18 protein-coding genes are annotated in these 16,741 nt (G+C 33.9%); 12 read left to right on the top strand and 6 right to left on the bottom strand.

What is annotated here, in order from left to right:
- Positions 1-61: 61 nt before the first annotated feature.
- From FOL89_RS11890 to FOL89_RS11925, 8 genes are read left to right on the top strand one after another with little or no spacing between them, the layout of a single operon-like run.
- A complete protein-coding gene (locus tag FOL89_RS11890; protein WP_144283018.1) occupies positions 62-1,021 on the top strand; it encodes an MvdC/MvdD family ATP grasp protein in 960 nt (319 codons plus the stop codon).
- Complete coding sequence (locus FOL89_RS11895) at positions 1,011-2,018, top strand: MvdC/MvdD family ATP grasp protein (protein ID WP_144283019.1); 1,008 nt, start codon at positions 1,011-1,013, stop codon at positions 2,016-2,018. Before FOL89_RS11890 ends, FOL89_RS11895 begins: the two co-directional genes overlap by 11 nt.
- Positions 2,019-2,024: 6 nt before the next feature.
- Positions 2,025-4,181 carry a peptidase domain-containing ABC transporter gene (locus tag FOL89_RS11900; protein WP_228444905.1) on the top strand — a complete coding sequence of 719 codons (2,157 nt, stop codon included), beginning with the start codon at positions 2,025-2,027 and terminating at the stop codon, positions 4,179-4,181.
- 3 nt (positions 4,182-4,184) lie between these two features.
- The gene (locus FOL89_RS11905; protein ID WP_144283020.1) at positions 4,185-5,201 is read left to right on the top strand and encodes an NAD-dependent epimerase/dehydratase family protein; all 1,017 of its coding nucleotides are present in this window, start codon (positions 4,185-4,187) and stop codon (positions 5,199-5,201) included.
- Complete coding sequence (locus FOL89_RS11910) at positions 5,201-6,970, top strand: AMP-dependent synthetase/ligase (protein ID WP_144283021.1); 1,770 nt, start codon at positions 5,201-5,203, stop codon at positions 6,968-6,970. The genes FOL89_RS11905 and FOL89_RS11910 overlap by 1 nt, the downstream gene beginning before the upstream one ends.
- 8 nt (positions 6,971-6,978) lie before the next feature.
- Entirely contained in the window at positions 6,979-7,401 is a 423-nt protein-coding gene (locus FOL89_RS11915) for a hypothetical protein (protein WP_144283022.1), read from the top strand.
- A gap of 14 nt (positions 7,402-7,415) precedes the next feature.
- Entirely contained in the window at positions 7,416-8,474 is a 1,059-nt protein-coding gene (locus tag FOL89_RS11920) for a diphosphomevalonate/mevalonate 3,5-bisphosphate decarboxylase family protein (RefSeq protein ID WP_144283023.1), read from the top strand.
- A complete protein-coding gene (locus FOL89_RS11925; RefSeq protein WP_144283024.1) occupies positions 8,468-9,043 on the top strand; it encodes a hypothetical protein in 576 nt (191 codons plus the stop codon). The genes FOL89_RS11920 and FOL89_RS11925 overlap by 7 nt, the downstream gene beginning before the upstream one ends.
- Before the next feature lie 232 nt (positions 9,044-9,275).
- On the opposite strand, the gene FOL89_RS11930 is transcribed toward FOL89_RS11925, so the two are convergent.
- Positions 9,276-10,361: an endonuclease/exonuclease/phosphatase family protein gene (locus FOL89_RS11930; protein WP_144283025.1), complete on the bottom strand. Its 1,086-nt coding sequence runs from the start codon at positions 10,359-10,361 to the stop codon at positions 9,276-9,278.
- Between the two features lie 140 nt (positions 10,362-10,501).
- On the opposite strand from FOL89_RS11930, the gene FOL89_RS11935 reads away from it, so the two are divergent.
- Together FOL89_RS11935 and gloA2 are read left to right on the top strand one after the other, a co-directional pair.
- Positions 10,502-10,975 carry a nuclear transport factor 2 family protein gene (locus FOL89_RS11935; RefSeq protein ID WP_228444906.1) on the top strand — a complete coding sequence of 158 codons (474 nt, stop codon included), beginning with the start codon at positions 10,502-10,504 and terminating at the stop codon, positions 10,973-10,975.
- On the top strand, positions 10,972-11,349 hold the full coding sequence (gene gloA2 / locus FOL89_RS11940; RefSeq protein ID WP_144283026.1) for an SMU1112c/YaeR family gloxylase I-like metalloprotein: 378 nt from the start codon (positions 10,972-10,974) through the stop codon (positions 11,347-11,349). The genes FOL89_RS11935 and gloA2 overlap by 4 nt, the downstream gene beginning before the upstream one ends.
- 16 nt (positions 11,350-11,365) lie before the next feature.
- Here gloA2 and FOL89_RS11945 read toward each other — a convergent pair whose 3' ends face one another.
- The 3 genes from FOL89_RS11945 to FOL89_RS11955 all read right to left on the bottom strand — a co-directional run bounded on the left by FOL89_RS11945 (position 11,366) and on the right by FOL89_RS11955 (position 13,459).
- Entirely contained in the window at positions 11,366-11,749 is a 384-nt protein-coding gene (locus tag FOL89_RS11945) for a DUF1634 domain-containing protein (RefSeq protein WP_144283027.1), read from the bottom strand.
- Entirely contained in the window at positions 11,746-12,576 is an 831-nt protein-coding gene (locus FOL89_RS11950) for a sulfite exporter TauE/SafE family protein (RefSeq protein WP_144283028.1), read from the bottom strand. Before FOL89_RS11950 ends, FOL89_RS11945 begins: the two co-directional genes overlap by 4 nt.
- Positions 12,577-12,718: 142 nt before the next feature.
- Positions 12,719-13,459 (bottom strand): hypothetical protein, encoded by a 741-nt coding sequence (locus tag FOL89_RS11955; RefSeq protein ID WP_144283029.1) that lies wholly within the window; start codon positions 13,457-13,459, stop codon positions 12,719-12,721.
- A 185-nt stretch (positions 13,460-13,644) separates the two neighbouring features.
- On the opposite strand from FOL89_RS11955, the gene FOL89_RS11960 reads away from it, so the two are divergent.
- Together FOL89_RS11960 and FOL89_RS11965 are read left to right on the top strand one after the other, a co-directional pair.
- A complete protein-coding gene (locus tag FOL89_RS11960) occupies positions 13,645-14,205 on the top strand; it encodes a DUF1543 domain-containing protein (protein WP_228444907.1) in 561 nt (186 codons plus the stop codon).
- 49 nt (positions 14,206-14,254) lie between these two features.
- The gene (locus FOL89_RS11965) at positions 14,255-15,364 is read left to right on the top strand and encodes a 5-(carboxyamino)imidazole ribonucleotide synthase (protein ID WP_144283030.1); all 1,110 of its coding nucleotides are present in this window, start codon (positions 14,255-14,257) and stop codon (positions 15,362-15,364) included.
- Between the two features lie 45 nt (positions 15,365-15,409).
- Here FOL89_RS11965 and FOL89_RS11970 read toward each other — a convergent pair whose 3' ends face one another.
- Together FOL89_RS11970 and FOL89_RS11975 are read right to left on the bottom strand one after the other, a co-directional pair.
- Complete coding sequence (locus FOL89_RS11970; protein WP_144283031.1) at positions 15,410-15,769, bottom strand: hypothetical protein; 360 nt, start codon at positions 15,767-15,769, stop codon at positions 15,410-15,412.
- A gap of 19 nt (positions 15,770-15,788) precedes the next feature.
- Positions 15,789-16,700, bottom strand: coding sequence for a DMT family transporter (locus FOL89_RS11975; RefSeq protein WP_144283032.1), 912 nt, complete (start codon positions 16,698-16,700; stop codon positions 15,789-15,791).
- Positions 16,701-16,741 lie beyond the last annotated feature (41 nt).

Below are 16,741 nucleotides of genomic sequence, written 5' to 3' on the forward strand. Positions count from 1 at the left end.
AACAACTTTATATTAAAAGGAAACTTAGACGTCAAGTTTCCTTTTTTATTATGATTAAAATATGATTCTCTGTATTACTCATTCTCAGGACTTTTACAATATTGATATTTTTTTTGAATACCTCACGTCGAAAAACATTCCTTTTTTTCGGTTGAATTCCGACTGCCTGAATCATCAGATGAAATTAAATCTTAAAGATGATTCATTTATCATAACAGATGAGTCTGGAAATCAAATTAATTCTGATGCTATAAAAGCAGTCTGGCATCGCAAAACGTGGAATATTAATATTCCGGAAGATCTTGATGAAAATTATCATCATGTTTTTTTGACCGAATACCAAAGTTTAAAACTTAATATTTTTACAGCACTCGAGCATCTTCCTTGGATTAATCCTGTGCAGGCTGAAAAAAAAATTGAATCCAATAAAATTTTGCAGCTTAAAATTGCCAAGAAGAATGGCTTAATAATTCCCGAAACACTTTTTTCAAACGATGAAGATGCGGTAAAAGAATTTTTTTATGAGTTCTGTAATGGGAAAGCAATTGCAAAACTTCACGGAACGATTTCCAGATCCATGGATGGTCAGGAAATGATCTCTACAATACCTTTTGACGAAAGTAACCTTGAGGATTTATCTAATCTTACCACTTGTCCGATGATTTTTCAGCCCTATATTGAAAAAGAATATGAGCTGAGAATAGTGTATATCAACGGCGAATTTTTTACCGGAAAAATCAATAACAAAACTCATGCAGACTGGAGGGTTTCCCGGTCAGGTTTTTTCTGGGAAAAATATGAACTGCCCGAAACAATCAGAAAAAATTTAAATTCGATGATGAAAGAAATGAATTTGATTTTTGGAGCCATTGATATGATTAAAAGTACTGACGGAAATTATTACTTTCTTGAGGTAAACCCGCAAGGAGAATGGGGAATGCTGCAGAAAGAATTGAATTTTCCTATAGCACAGAGAATTGCAGATTATCTTATAAACAGAATATTGACCAATGAACAATAAAATATTAATTATCACCCATACACAAGACAGTTTTTCCTTAGAAAAAGTTGTAGAATTTATAACCCAGAATAACTTTGAAGTGATTCGTTTTGATGTGGATTTATATCCATTAAAAAATCATCTTTCTACCGTTTTTGAGGACGGAAAATGGATTTCGTATCTAAAAACACAAGACAACAAAATTAAGTTAGATGATCTTGCTACAGTTTGGTACAGAAGAGCTTACAATATAGGGACTGGCTTAAAAGAAGAGCTGGAAGCCAAATTTTTCGGCCCTGCAATGGGTGAAATTAGGCATACGCTTTTTGGTTTTATCGAATCTCTGGATTGCTATTCTTTAGGAAAACCAAGTGTTTATCGCAGAATCGACAGCAAAGAAGAGCAGCTTAAGATAGCTCACAAATTAGGGTTCAAAATTCCTGAAACATGCATTACTAATGATCCTGAAGAAGCTAAAAGATTCATCATGGAACATCAGAATGTAGTTGGTAAAATGCAGACTGGCTTTGCGATTTACGAAGATGGTGTTGAGAATGTAGTTTTTACCAATGTTATTGATGAAGAAAGCCTTGAAAGATTAGATTCACTGGTATATTGCCCGATGCAGTTTCAGAAAAAAATCGAAAAGAAAAAAGAGCTGCGAATTACGATAGTCGGGCAGGATATTTATGCGTTTGAAATTGATTCTCAACAATCTGAAGATGGAAAAACAGATTGGAGAAAAGACGGTATTAATTTGATTGATAAATGGAAAAAAACGAAAATTCCTGCAGATATAGAACAGAAACTTCTGAATTTACTTGATGTTTATCACGTCGATTATGGCGCCGTTGATATGATTGTTTCGCCCGAAGATGAATATTATTTTATCGAAATCAATGCAGCAGGTGAATTTTTTTGGTTAGATAATCTTTTGGATGACCATGCAATTTCCAAAAGCATTGCCGATGTTCTCTGCGGAAAAGTACCCAGAAGAAACAACATGGTTTTAAAATAATTTTTCGTGGCAAAAATTACCTTTTACAGACAGCTGGATTCGATGGATTGCGGACCGACATGTCTTAGGATAATTACAAAATATTTCGGAAAGAATTTTTCAGCGGAATATCTTCGCCTGATTACGCTTCAGTCCAGAGTAGGAGTGAGTTTTCATGATCTCATTTCTGCTTCTCAGGAACTGGGTTTTGAAGCTCTTGCAGTAGAAACTGATTTTGAAAAGTTGATGTCCGAAGCTCCGAAACCCTGCATTCTGCATTGGAAGAAAGAACATTTTGTAGTCTTACTTCCACAGGAAAAAGAGGGTGAAATACTTATTGCTGATCCTGAATATGGTAAAGTTTTGCTCTCTGAAGATGAGTTTAAAAGTAACTGGCTTCAGAATAATGAAACAGGGAAAGCTCTTTTGCTGCAGCCTACTCAGAATTTTTATGATAAAAAAGAAGAGAGAGTTCAGGAAGGTTTTGGTTTTCTTTTCTCTTATCTCAAACCTCACAAAAGGTCTTTGATTGTATTGGTTTTTACCTTGCTTCTGACGAGCATTATCACCCTAGCTTTTCCTTTTCTTACACAGAATCTCGTAGATAAAGGAATCAATTCTAAGGATAAAAATCTGGTTTTAATGATCATCGCTGCTCAGATTTTCCTTTTTTCCGGAAATAGCATGATGGAGCTGATAAGAAGCTGGATTATGCTTAAAGTCAATACGAAAGTCAATATTAAACTGATCAGTGATTTTATAGAAAAACTCATACAACTTCCGGTTTCTTATTTTGAATCAAAAAAGCTGGGTGATATTCAGCAGAGGATTTTAGATCACCAGAGAATCAATTCTTTTCTTTCTACCAATACGCTTTCAATTCTTTTTTCGTTTTTAAATCTCATCGTTTTTTCAGTGGTTTTGGGAATTTATAATCTCATCATTTTACTGATATTCTTTGTTTTGAGTGCGCTTTCGGTCATCTGGATTTCTGTTTTTTTAAACCGGAGAAAAATTTTAGACCAGAAAGAATTTGTTCTTAACAGTAAGAATCAAAATATTTTAAACGAAATGGTTTTGGGAATGTCTGAAATCAAAATTAATCAGTCAGAAAACTTCCAGAGAACAAAATGGGAAAATCTGCAGCATGACGTTTTTGAAAGAAATAAAAAAGCATTAAAGCTTTCGCAATATCAGATGATTGGTGCAGGTTTTATCTCTCAGCTCAAAAATATTCTCATCACAGGATTTGCAGCTTTTTCGGTCATTGATGGCGATCTTACTTTGGGGATGATGCTCGCCATAAGTTTTATTGTTGGTCAGATGAATTCGCCTTTCGATCAGCTTTTATATTTCATAGAAATTTCTCAGGATGCAAAATTGAGTCTGGAAAGAATTGCAGAGGTTCATACCAAACCGGTAGAAAATACAGCTCAGAAACTTAAAGAAATTAATAATAATAGTGATATTGTACTCAATAATGTCAACTTCGGTTTTGGAGATTTTGATATTCTGAAAAATTTGAATGCCGTTATTCCTCATGGAAAAGTAACAGCAATTGTAGGAGAAAGCGGAAGCGGAAAAACTACGCTTTTTAAACTTCTTCTTCGTTTTTATGAACCTGATTCAGGACAGATTGATTTCGGCGGAACCACGTTATCGGATATTTCCCTTAATGAATGGCGCAAGATCACGGGAACTGTTTTGCAGGAAGGTTTTGTCTTTTCTGAAAGTATTCGCAGAAATATAACTTTGAAACAGGATAATATTGATGAAAATCTGTTGAATTATGCCGTAAAAGTTGCAAATTTGCAGAAGCTAATTCAGCAGTTACCGCAAGGTTTGGATACCATTGTCGGAAACGATGGAATTGGTCTGAGTACAGGACAAAAACAACGAATTTTAATCGCAAGAGCAATCTACAAAAATCCGTCTGTTTTTCTTTTGGATGAAGCAACGAGTGCTCTGGATGCACAAAATGAAAAGGAAATCATGGAAAATCTTTTTAATTTTTTTAAAGGAAAAACCGTGATTATCATTGCACACCGTCTTAGTACGGTAAAAAATGCAGACCAGATTCTTGTTTTGAATGACGGAACTTTTATTGAAAAAGGAACTCATGCCGAATTGCTGGAAAAGAAAAAGTTTTATTTTAATTTAGTAAGTAATCAAGTAGGAATATAATTAATGGTTTTCGTAACAGGTGCTACAGGAATTTTAGGCCGGGTAATCGTTTTAGAACTTTTGAAGAAAGGGAGAAACGTACGTGCAGCCAAAAGACCGACCAGTAATTTAATGGAAGTAAAAAATTCTTACCGTTATTACACCGAAAATTCTGATGATTTTTTCAGCAGAATTGAATGGTTGGATGTTGATTTTGAAGATATTCATTCTGTTGAAGCTGCCTTAAAAGATGTTACGGAAGTCTATCATTGTGCTGCCAAAGTAGGGTACGACCCCAAAGACAGTAAAGAAATTTGCCTAACCAACATAAAAAGTACTGAGAATCTTTTGTATGCCTGTGAAAGCTCCTCTGTTGAAAAATTTCTTCACGTAAGTTCTATTGCAGTTTTAGATTTATTCAACGAAAACGGAGAGCTTGATGAAAGCTCAGATTTTAATCCTAAGGAAGATCATTCTGCCTATGCGATTTCAAAACATATTTCAGAAATGGAAGTTTGGCGCGCTTCTGCGGAGGGTTTGAATACCATCATCATCAATCCGGGAATGATTATAGGAACCGGTAATTGGGGGAAAAGCAGCGGAGATGTTTTTCCTACTTTTGAAAATAACAGCTTTACATTTTCCGGAGGTACGAGTTACGTAGATGTAAGAGATGTTGCAGAAATTGCTTTAAGTCTGATGGAGAAAGAAAAATTCGGTGAGCGTTTTGTGATTGTTTCCGAGACTAAAAAATATGCTGAAATAGGACAGCAGATCAGAAAAAAATTAGGTCTTAAAGAAGCTAAAATTATCCCCAAAAATCTTCTTCAGATCGGCAGAGTTGTCAATATATTGTTCGGATGGATTTTCCCCCAGTTGAGAATGGCAACAAAAACAAATATAGAGGCGGTTTCAAACCTGAATTTCATTTCAAATAAAAAAATAAAAGACAGACTGGGGTATCAGTTTATTCCTGTTTCAGAAAGTATAGACTTTCATCTTAATCATTATATTAACGACAAAAAGCTGAATAAAAAGTAATGAATCTTGCAGAGGCAATCATCAGAAAAAATGTAGAAAAACATCCTATAAAATCAGCAGTTGGCTTTAAGAAAAAAGATTCGGGGTGGAAGGAACTAAGCTGGAAGAAATTCAGCGAAATTATCTATAAAACTGCCAATGCACTGAAAAATTCGGGGATTGGAGAGAATGATAAAGTTGCGATCTATGCAGACAATTCAGCAGAATGGATGATATTCGATCTGGCTGTATTATCGGTAGGAGCCATTACTGTTCCTATTTATTCAACCAATAATGGTGAACAGACAGAGTTCATTCTCAGTGATTCAGGCTCGAAAATGATTTTGGTGGGAAATCAGTCTCAGTACGATTCTTGTTTAGAAATTTTACAAAAACAAAATACTCAGCTTACAACCATCATTGTTTCTAAAAAAGCAGTCTGGATTAAAAAAGAATTCAACAGTTTTTACTTGGAAGATTTTATTGCTAAATCGTCTCCAAAATTTGAATTTGCCAATAAAGAAGATGATGACACTGCAACATTGATCTATACATCAGGTACTACAGGAGCACCAAAAGGAGTGATGCTTTCGCATGGTAATTTTATCAATGCTTTTGATGCGCACTTTGATTATTTTAAATTCAGGAATTTTGAAGAAGAATTGTCACTGGCGTTTTTACCTTTAACCCACGTGTTTGAAAGAAGCTGGAGTTTACTGTGCCTTTATGGTGGTGCAAGAGTTTATTTTCTGGAAGATCCGAAAGATATTGCCAAAACTCTGGAAGAAGTAAAACCAACGATGATGTGCGCTGTTCCGAGATTTTTTCAGAAAATTTATGCAGGAGTTTTAGAAAAAGCAGAAGAAGGTTCTTCTTTAAAAAAGAAAATTTTCAGCTGGGCATTAGAAACAGGATGGCAAACTGCGGAATTAAAAAGAAATGAAAAAGCAATCCCTTTTGGATTAAAGATAAAAGAAACTGTTGCCGATCTTTTGGTTTTCAGTAAAGTAAAGGAGAAAATGGGTGGCAGGCTTTGGTTTCTTCCATGTGGAGGAGCCTCTTTATCACCTGAAGTAACCCGTTTTTTTGAATCTATCGGTATTCATGTAACGGTGGGTTATGGTTTAACCGAGACAACTGCAACATTAACGGCTCTGCCTTTTACTCATTTTGAACACGGCAGTTGTGGGAAACCTTTGCCCGGAGTTGAAATAAGAATCGGAGAACAGGACGAAATTCAGGCAAAAGGAAATGGTATCATGAAAGGATATTATAAAAAATCTGAAGAAACCGAAAAAGTTTTTACTGATGACGGCTGGTTTAAAACCGGGGATGCAGGAAGATTTGATGATCATGGAAATCTTTTCATTACAGATCGTATCAAAGATCTTATGAAAACTTCCAACGGAAAATACATTGCGCCGCAGCAGATAGAAAATCTTCTTACCAATAATAATTTTATTCAGCAGATCACTTTAATTGCAGAAGGACGCCAGTTTGTTTCTGCTTTAATTGTTCCGAATTTTGAGTTTTTAACAGACTTTTTAAAGAAAAACAACATCAGTTTTACCAATTGGGAAGAGATTGTCAACAAAAAAGAAATTGTAGATTTCTATAAAGAAAAAATAAAAGAACTTCAATCGCATCTTTCAGATTTTGAAAAAGTAAAAAAGTTTACGTTAATGCCGGCTGAATTTGAGATCGGCAACGGAGAAATTACTCCTACTTTAAAAGTAAAAAGAAATGTTGTACTGAAGAAGTATGCTGATGTGATCGAAAAAATGTATTGATTAAGAGAATGTTGAAAATAGAATTTGAAGAGCCCAATTATGAATTGTGTGAGTGTTGCGGAAATACAACTATAAAGCTTACTCGTTTTGTGTACGAAGATGAGAATGCTTTTGCAATCTATTATATTTCTTTTACTAAGGGTCATAGCGATAAAGACGTTTTAGGATTAATATCTATAGGGGATTGGGGGACTGATGAAGTTCCAGAATGTAGAACTTCATTTTTATTTAAACTATGGTTTGATGATAATACTTCTTATGTACGTATTTTAGACGGTAATGAATCTCCATGGAATTCTGATATTTTAGGGAAAATACTACAAAGAGAAGACGCTTTGAATCATCCATGGATAAAAGATGTTTATCATATTACAGATCATATTGTAGAAGAAGATCAAGAGGTTATTGAGCATTTAATCGGAAATAACTAAATTAATTTTAAGGTATGACAACAAAAGAATTTTTAGGAAAAGATAATTTCACAGTAAAAAATAGATCAGTTTCAGAGAGCTGTCCGTCTAATATTGCATTAATTAAATATTGGGGGAAATATAAAGACCAGATTCCGGCAAACCCGAGCATCAGTTTTACTTTGAACCATTGCAAAACCAATACTGAAATAGAGTTTTTTGCTAACGAATCATTTTCTGTTAAAACTTTTTTAGCTGGAAATGAAGAAATAAAATTTGCTGAAAAAATTGAAAAATATTTCAGGACTATTGAACCGTATTTACCTTGGATTTTAAAAGGGAAATACATCATCAAAACAGAAAATACATTTCCTCACAGTTCGGGAATTGCGAGTTCTGCATCTGGTTTTGGAGCTATTGCCAAATGTCTGATGAAGCTTGATGAAGAGTTCACTGGAAAAACTTCAGAAGAAGAGTCATTGAAAAAAGCTTCTTTTTTAGCAAGATTGGGAAGCGGAAGTGCATGCAGAAGTCTCTATAGCGGATTGGTTGTTTGGGGGAAATCGGATGAGGTGGCAGGAAGTTCGGATCTATTTGCGGTTAAATATTCTGATGCTGAAATTCATCCTGTTTTCAAAGATTTTAACGATTGGGTTTTATTGATTCATGAAGGTGTGAAGAGTGTTTCTTCAACGGTTGGTCATGGGCTGATGAATTCTAATCCTTTTGCAGAAAGAAGATTTCAGGAAGCCAGAGAGAATTTTGTTCCGATGAAGGAAATCCTGAAATCCGGAAATATGGAAGATTTCATTAAACTGGTGGAGCATGAAGCTTTAACTCTTCATGCGATGATGATGATGAGCGAACCAGCTTTTATTTTAATGAAAACCGGAACTTTAGAAGTGATTAATAAAATTTGGGATTTCAGAAGAGAAACAAATTTACCATTATTTTTTACTTTGGATGCAGGAGCAAATGTTCATTTACTGTTCCCGAATGACGGTTCCGAAGAACAAATAAAATCATTTATTCAATCTGAATTGCTGCAGCATACCCAAAACAATGGAGTTGTGAAGGATGTGATGAAATGGTAAGAAACTTTCATATTAGGAAGCGAAAAATATCTAGAATCAATAATCATTTTTGTAAGAAGCAGATTCCGGATAAAGTCGTGGTGGAAAAAAGTAAAATTTCGTATGCACAATATTTCATTATTCCATCAATTTTTACTTTTATAGGTTTACAATATTTTAAACAGAGTAATTTTAATCCTACTTTTTTGTTATTGATATTGTTTGGTGTTGTATTTAGTTTTGGTTTGAACATTTTTCTAAGAAGAAAATTCAGAAAAAATCCCGAAATTGTTTTAAATAAAAAAGGAATAACTTTCTCAAACAGCAGAACAATTTTTTGGAATGAGATTGAATTCTACCACTTGCGGCATAAAAACTTAATTTTAAGAATTTTTGTAAAATGTAAAAATGAAGATTTTCTTCTTGAATTTAAAGATTTACCAATTTCAAAGGTTAAATTAAAAGTTTTGTTCAACTCTTTTTATAGAAAATACAACAGTCAAAAACCTGCATATAAACCCATCATTAATGATGTTTTGGAAATGAGTTATGTAAAAACCGACAGTTATTTAGATAATACAATTCTTTAGGTTTAAAAGAAAAAAATTATTATATGTATAATAATTATACTACCTTTTATGTTAATTATCGTGAATTATTAAAAAGATGTACCTATTGAAGCCTGATAAAAAAACAAAGCAATCAATTGTTTTAGGATTTTAAAAATCTTTGATATTTTTGGTACGATGGCTAAAAAAGCAAACTTATTTGCTTTTTAATTTTTAGATTTATAGAACACGATAGCAAATATTAATTTCATAATCAGTCTTCTTTTGCTTCTTTGTCACGCTCCCCGTTTTCTTCTTTTCCTTCCTGAATCATTTCTTCGGCTTCCTGTTTTTCTTCCGCATCAGCTGTATCAATTTGTTCTTCCTGTTCGTGGTTTTTATGATCAATATAAAACTCACAATAAACAGGAAGATGATCTGAACCAAAATTTTCTAAGGTTTTTAATTTTTCTATGAAAATATCTTCACTGTGAAACATCAGATCAATCGGAAATCTGAATAGTTTATATTTTGCGTGAAATGTTGACAAAAAAGCATGACCAATTCTCGGGTCAATCAGTTTGCTGGTCTTTCTGAATAATATGGAAGATCTAGACCAGGCGACATTATTGAAATCTCCTACAACAATTACCGGCTGATCAATTTCGCAGATTCTTTTTGCGGTACACAGAAGATCCCCATCTCTTTCCTTTGATGTTTCTTCCTCTGTCGGGCTTGGCGGTGGCGGATGAACCCCGAAAAATACGAAGCTGAAACCATCATCTGTTTTCAAATGTGCTTCAATACTGGGAATGTCATCTGCAACAAAAAAGTGAGTTTTAGATTCTTCAATTTTAATTTTGGAATAAAAATGCATTCCGTAGGTGTTTTCCAGCGTTACTTTATGATGATACGGATAGTCTTTCTCCAGAACCCTCAAAGCGTTTTCCCAATCGTCATTGCTTTCCATCGTTAAAAACATTTCAGGCTTACAGGTGTTGATAAGATTGATAAATCTTTGATAATCTGTATTAAACTGATAAATATTGGCAGATATAAAATGAATTTTCTTAGATGAATTTTTTCCCGGATGATTTTTTCTTACCCGGTACAGTGGGGTATATTTAATAAGAATTAAACCGTGATAAATGAAAAGAAGTATCAGAAAACTCTGAAAATACCAAAAGTATGAAAGCGAACTTTTGATCGCAAATCCCATCAGAAAAACCAAAAATGTAATAATGGTGACCTGAATTTTTCCAAAATCAGGAACTCTGAAAACCCAATGCTGACTTGGGATTCTTGGAAAAGCAGAAAATAGAAACAACAGAATAACAAGTATATAATAAACAGTCGGCATGTAGTTTTAATAAAGAGATAAATTTAAGCTATTTTTGGCTGATTGTGGTAATAATCAGATTTAAACTTTATTCATTTAACAAAAACTGTTCTCAATTTTTTTTTAATTTTAAATTTTTAATACCCATTTCATAAAATTTAATGAATATAAATAGTCTCAATATGACCAACAGAATATTATTTACTTTAATCCTAATAAACAGTTTCTGCTTTGGACAGACTTCTGATGAAAATTCTGTGAAAGAAGTTATCAATTCGCTATTTACAGCAATGAAAAATACAGATTCTGAAACGGTACAGGCTTTATTTACAGATCAAGCTATATTGCAGACAATTACAAAGGATGGAAATGCAAAAACAGAGGATGTGAAAGAGTTTATATCTTCATTTTCCAAATTTTCTAAAAATGATCTTGATGAAAGAATAATTTTTGCAAATATCAGTATTGATGGTGATTTAGCAAGTGTTTTTACGCCGTATTCGTTTTACTTTAAAGGGAAGTTTTCACATTGCGGAGCTAACAGTTTTCAGTTGATAAGACAAAACGGAAGATGGAAAATTCACTATTTAATTGATACAAGAAGAAAAGAAAACTGTAAAGAAATTTTAAAATGAAAATTCATCATATCGCTGTCATCTGCTCAGATTACGAAGTGTCTAAAAAGTTTTATACTGAAATATTAGGATTGAATATCATTCGGGAGTTTTACCGAAAAGAGAGAAAATCTTATAAATTAGATTTAGGAATAGGAGAGGAGTATGTAATTGAACTTTTTTCGTTTCCCAATCCTCCAAAACGACCTTCAAGACCGGAAGCTTGCGGATTGAGACATTTGGCATTTTCTGTAGAAAATGTTCAAAATAAATGGGAAGAATTGATTCGTAAAGGCTTAAAATGCGAAGAAATCCGTATTGATGAATTTACTGGAAAAGAATTTTTCTTTACTCAGGATCCGGATGAATTACCATTGGAGTTTTATGAGCTATGATCTGAATTGAAATTTCTTAACTTGCATATCCTGTGAAAAAACTAATTGCCATAATTGCCAAAACAATCATAGAAATGACAACATATACATAATCTTTTTCTTTCAAATATCCAATCAAAGCAAAAACGATTCTCATCAAAGGGGTGAAAATCAGCATCAGAATTCCAAGCTGTATGATTGCCATTCCTTCTCCTTTCATCAAGGTTTCCCAAAAATGTCCCCAAACTTTTTCTGAAGAATTTCCCATTTCAAGCATGGTGTATTTTCTAGGCATTTTAAAACCTTCCATAAACAGTTTTACAAAACCAATTAAAGAAGTGATAACCGACAAAATAACTCCTAATCGAAGAAGATTTCCTACGGAACGGTTAAGGTCTATATCTGTAAAATCTTTTCTCATGAGAAATTGCTTCTGATACCGTTATACATCATATATACAGAAAGAATCGTGATGACGATTGCAAAAAATGTTTTCAGTTTCTTTGTTTTGGAAACCATTAATGTTTTAGATCCTATAAAACTTCCTACCACTACACCTACCAAAACCGGAGCTACAATGACGGGAATAATTTCACCTCGCTGAAAGTAGATTAATGAACTTGCAACCGCAGTTACTCCGATCATAAAATTACTGGTTGTGGTAGAAACTTTAAAAGGAAGTCTCATCATATTATCCATTGCCAAAACCTTCAACGCCCCGGAACCGATTCCTAAAAGTCCGGACATGGCCCCTGCAAACATCATCATAAAAAAACCGGGAATTGTATTTCTCGCTGCGTAGCTTTTTATAATTCCTTTATCGGGAAAAGTACCGAATAATTTCAGTCTGTCTTCAAGGCTTCCTTTGATTAAAGGTTCCTGATGATCAGGTTTTCCTTTTAGATTTAATATCACAGTCAGCAAGAGAATACTGGCAAAAATAATTCCGATGGTATTGGGATTCAGCATTCCGGAAACCAAAGCTCCCACAATAGCTCCTGCTGTGGTGGCTATTTCCAGAAACATTCCGATCCGCATATTGGTAAATCCTTCTTTTACAAAAGCTACTGCCGCTCCCGAAGAAGTTCCGATTACCGAAATAAGAGATGCGCCAATGGCGTAATGCATCGGAATCCCGAAACCCAGTGTTAATAATGGAATGATGATGACTCCGCCTCCTAAACCTGTAAGTGAACCTAAAAGACCTGCTGAAATAGCGCCAAGAAAAAGTATGATAATCTCCGACATGTTACAAATATAAAACTATTGAGGTTTTCAGGCAAACATTAGCCTGATATTATTTTTTACCTTATTTAAAGAGCCTGAAAAGCATTGTCAGCTCATTATTTAGAGAAGAAAAGTTTACAATTAGTAAACTATCAGCTGATTTCTAAAAAACATAGTATGTCAGCCTTAGACTTGGATAGTAGATATTCCCGAGATATTTAAGCTGATGTACATATTTTTTGTTCTGATAATTCCAAATATAATGATAATCCGATTCTCGGGACTGAATTTTTTGGAGAGGAATATTAAGAGACAATCCAACATCAAACTGATTCCGTTGCCCGAAATTTAAGCCCAATCCAATATTAGAGCTTATAGTGTACGTTTTCTCGCCCAGATTTGTGTTGTAGGAATTTTCGTAATCAATATTGCCGTTCAGTCCATTCTGTGTTTCTCCGTTTCCTTCATTATAGCTCATCACATTATTGTTAAAGTCTGCACCTAGACTTCCTTCAATATAAACAAAACTTTCCCTCAAAGAAAATAACTTTCTGTATCCCACAAAAATCGAAATACAGTCATATTTCTGTCCAAAAATTTCTTTATTGGTAAATGGAATTTCTGGTTCATTGAGGTTGTATTCGTATTCTATTTTTTTTCTTGTGACTGAGAAATCAGCAAACAGTTTGTTTTTTTCGTCTAAATTTTTCATGAGTTTTGCTCCGACATAGAATGATATTGGTTTGTTTGGACTGAAGCGAGTTTTGTCAGCGGATAATTTATTTTTGTAAAAGTTAACGCCTGAGCCTACAGTAATTCCTAACGAGTACTCTGACTGCGAATAGTAGTAGTGTACTGAGAAAAAAAGTATAGCTATTATCGCAGTTTTAAGAGATTTTTTCATGGTTATTATCAAAAGTTTTTCATCTAACGCAAAATTTATATTTAAATTTTAAAATTCGGAATGTTTTTTTTCGAGTTGTCAATAAGAATAATCTTGAACTTAGAATCATAAAATCACAGCTATGAACGATGCGTATCATCTGCCGAACATTAAAAAAAAGATAAATTTGGTGTATTTTTGCAACCATGGAAACCAATCTGAAATTATTCTATATTATTCTGGGAGCTACTCCCAAAGGCAGAAATATTGAGCAGCATGACGTTTTTTTTGGTATTGCAGAAAGTCTTAAAGAACTTGTTCCGGATATGAAAGAGTTTTGGAAAGAAGCGAAAGGGAAAATCCATATTGACTGTTATCAGGAAGTGCAGTTCGCTGATGGATTTGAAATTAAAATTGTAGAAAAAACTGATCAGATATCAGAAAATCAGCTCTATTTTATCAATTTAGGTGGATACAAAAAAGGTTTTTTTGAAGAGTTTCATGAGCAGCATTTACTGGCAGGGAATTCTATGGCTGAGGTCGTAAAAAAAGCAAAAAAGACCCATTTTTATAAAACGATGGGCTTTGAAGGTGCGGTAAGTCATATTGATGATAAACACGGAGTTGACATTGATGATATTTTTAAAGTAAATGATATTCTTCCACAAAAAATGAAAGAAAAATATTCAATCGTTTTAATAAAATCTGAAGCGGAAAATCAACAGAATATAACAGAAATAGGTTATTTTAAAATTGATAAAGTATAGTACCATTTACTGGCATTAAAATAAATTTTAGTAATAAATCATAATAAAAATGAAAGTAGGAATTTTAGGGGGTGGTCAGCTGGGACGAATGCTGATTCAGGAAGCGTTGAAATACGACGACGAATTTTACACATTAGATCCGGCTTTGGATGCGCCCTGTCATAATATCTCATATTTTACTCAGGGAAACTTCAATGATTACGAAACTGTTATCGAATTTGGAAAAGATAAAGATGTGGTCACTATAGAAATAGAACACGTCAATGCCGATGCATTGGCTGAACTTGAGAACCAAGGAATAAAAGTAGTTCCCAATTCCAAAATTATTAAAACAATCCAACAGAAAATTCTTCAGAAAAAATTCTATCAGGAACACAATATTCCAAGTCCTGAATTTGAAGTAATGGATGGAAGTTCAGATGAAATCAAGATGCCGCTTCCTTTCGTACAAAAAATGAATACAGGCGGTTATGACGGAAAAGGAGTGCAGGTTATCCGCACCAATGAGGACATGAAAAAACTCTGGACTCAGGATTCTGTTCTTGAAAAGCTGGTGGATATTGATAAGGAACTTTCGGTAATTGTTGCCAGAAATGAAAATGGAGAAACACAAACTTTTCCTGTAACGGAAATGGTGGCAGATCCGAAATTAAATTTGCTTGATTTTAATATTTGCCCGGTTTTTCTGAGTGAAGATGTTGAAAATCAAATCAGTGCTATCACTGAGAAGTTTCTGAATGCTGTTAATTCTCCGGGGCTTTTTGCGATTGAATTGTTTTTAGATAAAGAAGGAAAAGTCTGGGTAAACGAAACTGCGCCGAGACTGCATAATTCGGGACATCAGAGCCAGGAAGGAAATGCTAATTCGCAGTTTGAGCAGATGTATCGTGTTTTAAAAAATTTGCCTTTGGCAGATACAGATACTTTTACATTCAGCGGGATGCTAAATCTTGTCGGAGCAGAAGGATTTTCGGGAAAAGTAATTTATGAAGGAATGGAAGAAGTGTTGAAACTTCCTAAAACATATGTTCATTTATATGGAAAAACCGAAACCAAACCGGGACGGAAAATGGGACACATCAATGTATTGGCAGATTCCAGAGAAGAACTGATGGAAAAATTAATTAACGTCAAGGCAATGGTAAGAGTAATTGCTTGAAAATGTTAAAATATATTGATTAAGACTGCTTTTTGGTGGTCTTTTTTATTGGGAAGTAATTTTAGGATAATCAATCGACCATTTTTTTTCCTGTGAAATATAGATTAAATAAGGTCCGTCAAAACCATCTGGATAATATAATTCATAGTTTTCGCTTTCATCTTTCTGGTAGATCGGTTTTGTCGCTTCGTCTTTCTCTAAACCCAATTTTTCTAATGTCTGCCAATCATTCACTTCCGGAAGCTTGCCGCTGCTTGCTTTATAGTTTTCTATATTCTGAACGATCTCATTTCCCTTTTGAATATCAGATCTTCTGGTGATTTCTATCGGGAGATTCCAGTAAACAGTAATTGAAATAATGATTAAAACGATAATAGAAATAATGCTGATTACTATTTTTTTCATTTATAATTGAGTTTTGTTTTTAAAATTCTTCAATTTTTTTCTTTTTAAACATTTCACGATTATAATTGATAACAAATACTCCTAAAATGATAAAAACAGCAGCAACGATAAATTTAGCTGAAATTTGTTCATCTAAAATAAGCCAGCTCAAAAATATAGAAATAATCGTATTCACGTATGCCAAAATAGAAACCTGCACTGCGGAAACTCTCGTTAATGCATAGTGAAATGCAAAAAAAGCAGCTACTGATCCGAATACCGCCAAATAAATCATTGCTGCAATACTTTTCGTACTCCACTGTTCAAATTGATAATCATCTGTTAATGTGAAAGCAAAGCAAAGCTGTATAATTCCTGCAAATATGAACTGATAAAATAGATTGAGTGTGATGTTTCTGCTCTGAATATTAAGTTTTTTGGTAAAAATGGTTCCCGAAGCCCAACCTCCAATAGCAATAATAAGATAAAAAATCCCCATTCTATAAGCGGGGTTTGCCATCTCTGAAATTCCGTCCCAGAATATAAATAGAATTCCGCAAAAGCTTAACAGTACTCCTATTAATGCACGAATACTGAATTTTTGAAGTCCGAAAGCTACGCTCCCGAGAAAGACTACAATTGGTGAACAGGCGCTTATCAGAGAGGTAAGACTACTGGTAACTTCTTCTTCGGCTACCGTTGTCATTCCGTTGGCTACGATCAGCATTAATGTTGAAAAAATGATTTGATAACCAAAGTTTTTCCACCCGATCCATGCAAGTTTTTTCTGATACAATAAAATGATGAGCATAATTATTCCTGCCAAAAACTGCCGTATTCCTGCAACAAACCATGCCGGGATCGTTTCTACCGCTACTCTGATGCCCAAAAAAGTAGTTCCCCAGACAATGGCAACGGTAAAAATCGCTAAAGTGAGTGTGTAATTTTTCAAAGTAAAGCGAATCAAATGAAGCTGCAAAGGTATTTATTTTA

Origin of the sequence: Chryseobacterium echinoideorum, assembly GCF_007474535.1 — a bacterium.
GTDB lineage: Bacteria > Bacteroidota > Bacteroidia > Flavobacteriales > Weeksellaceae > Chryseobacterium > Chryseobacterium echinoideorum.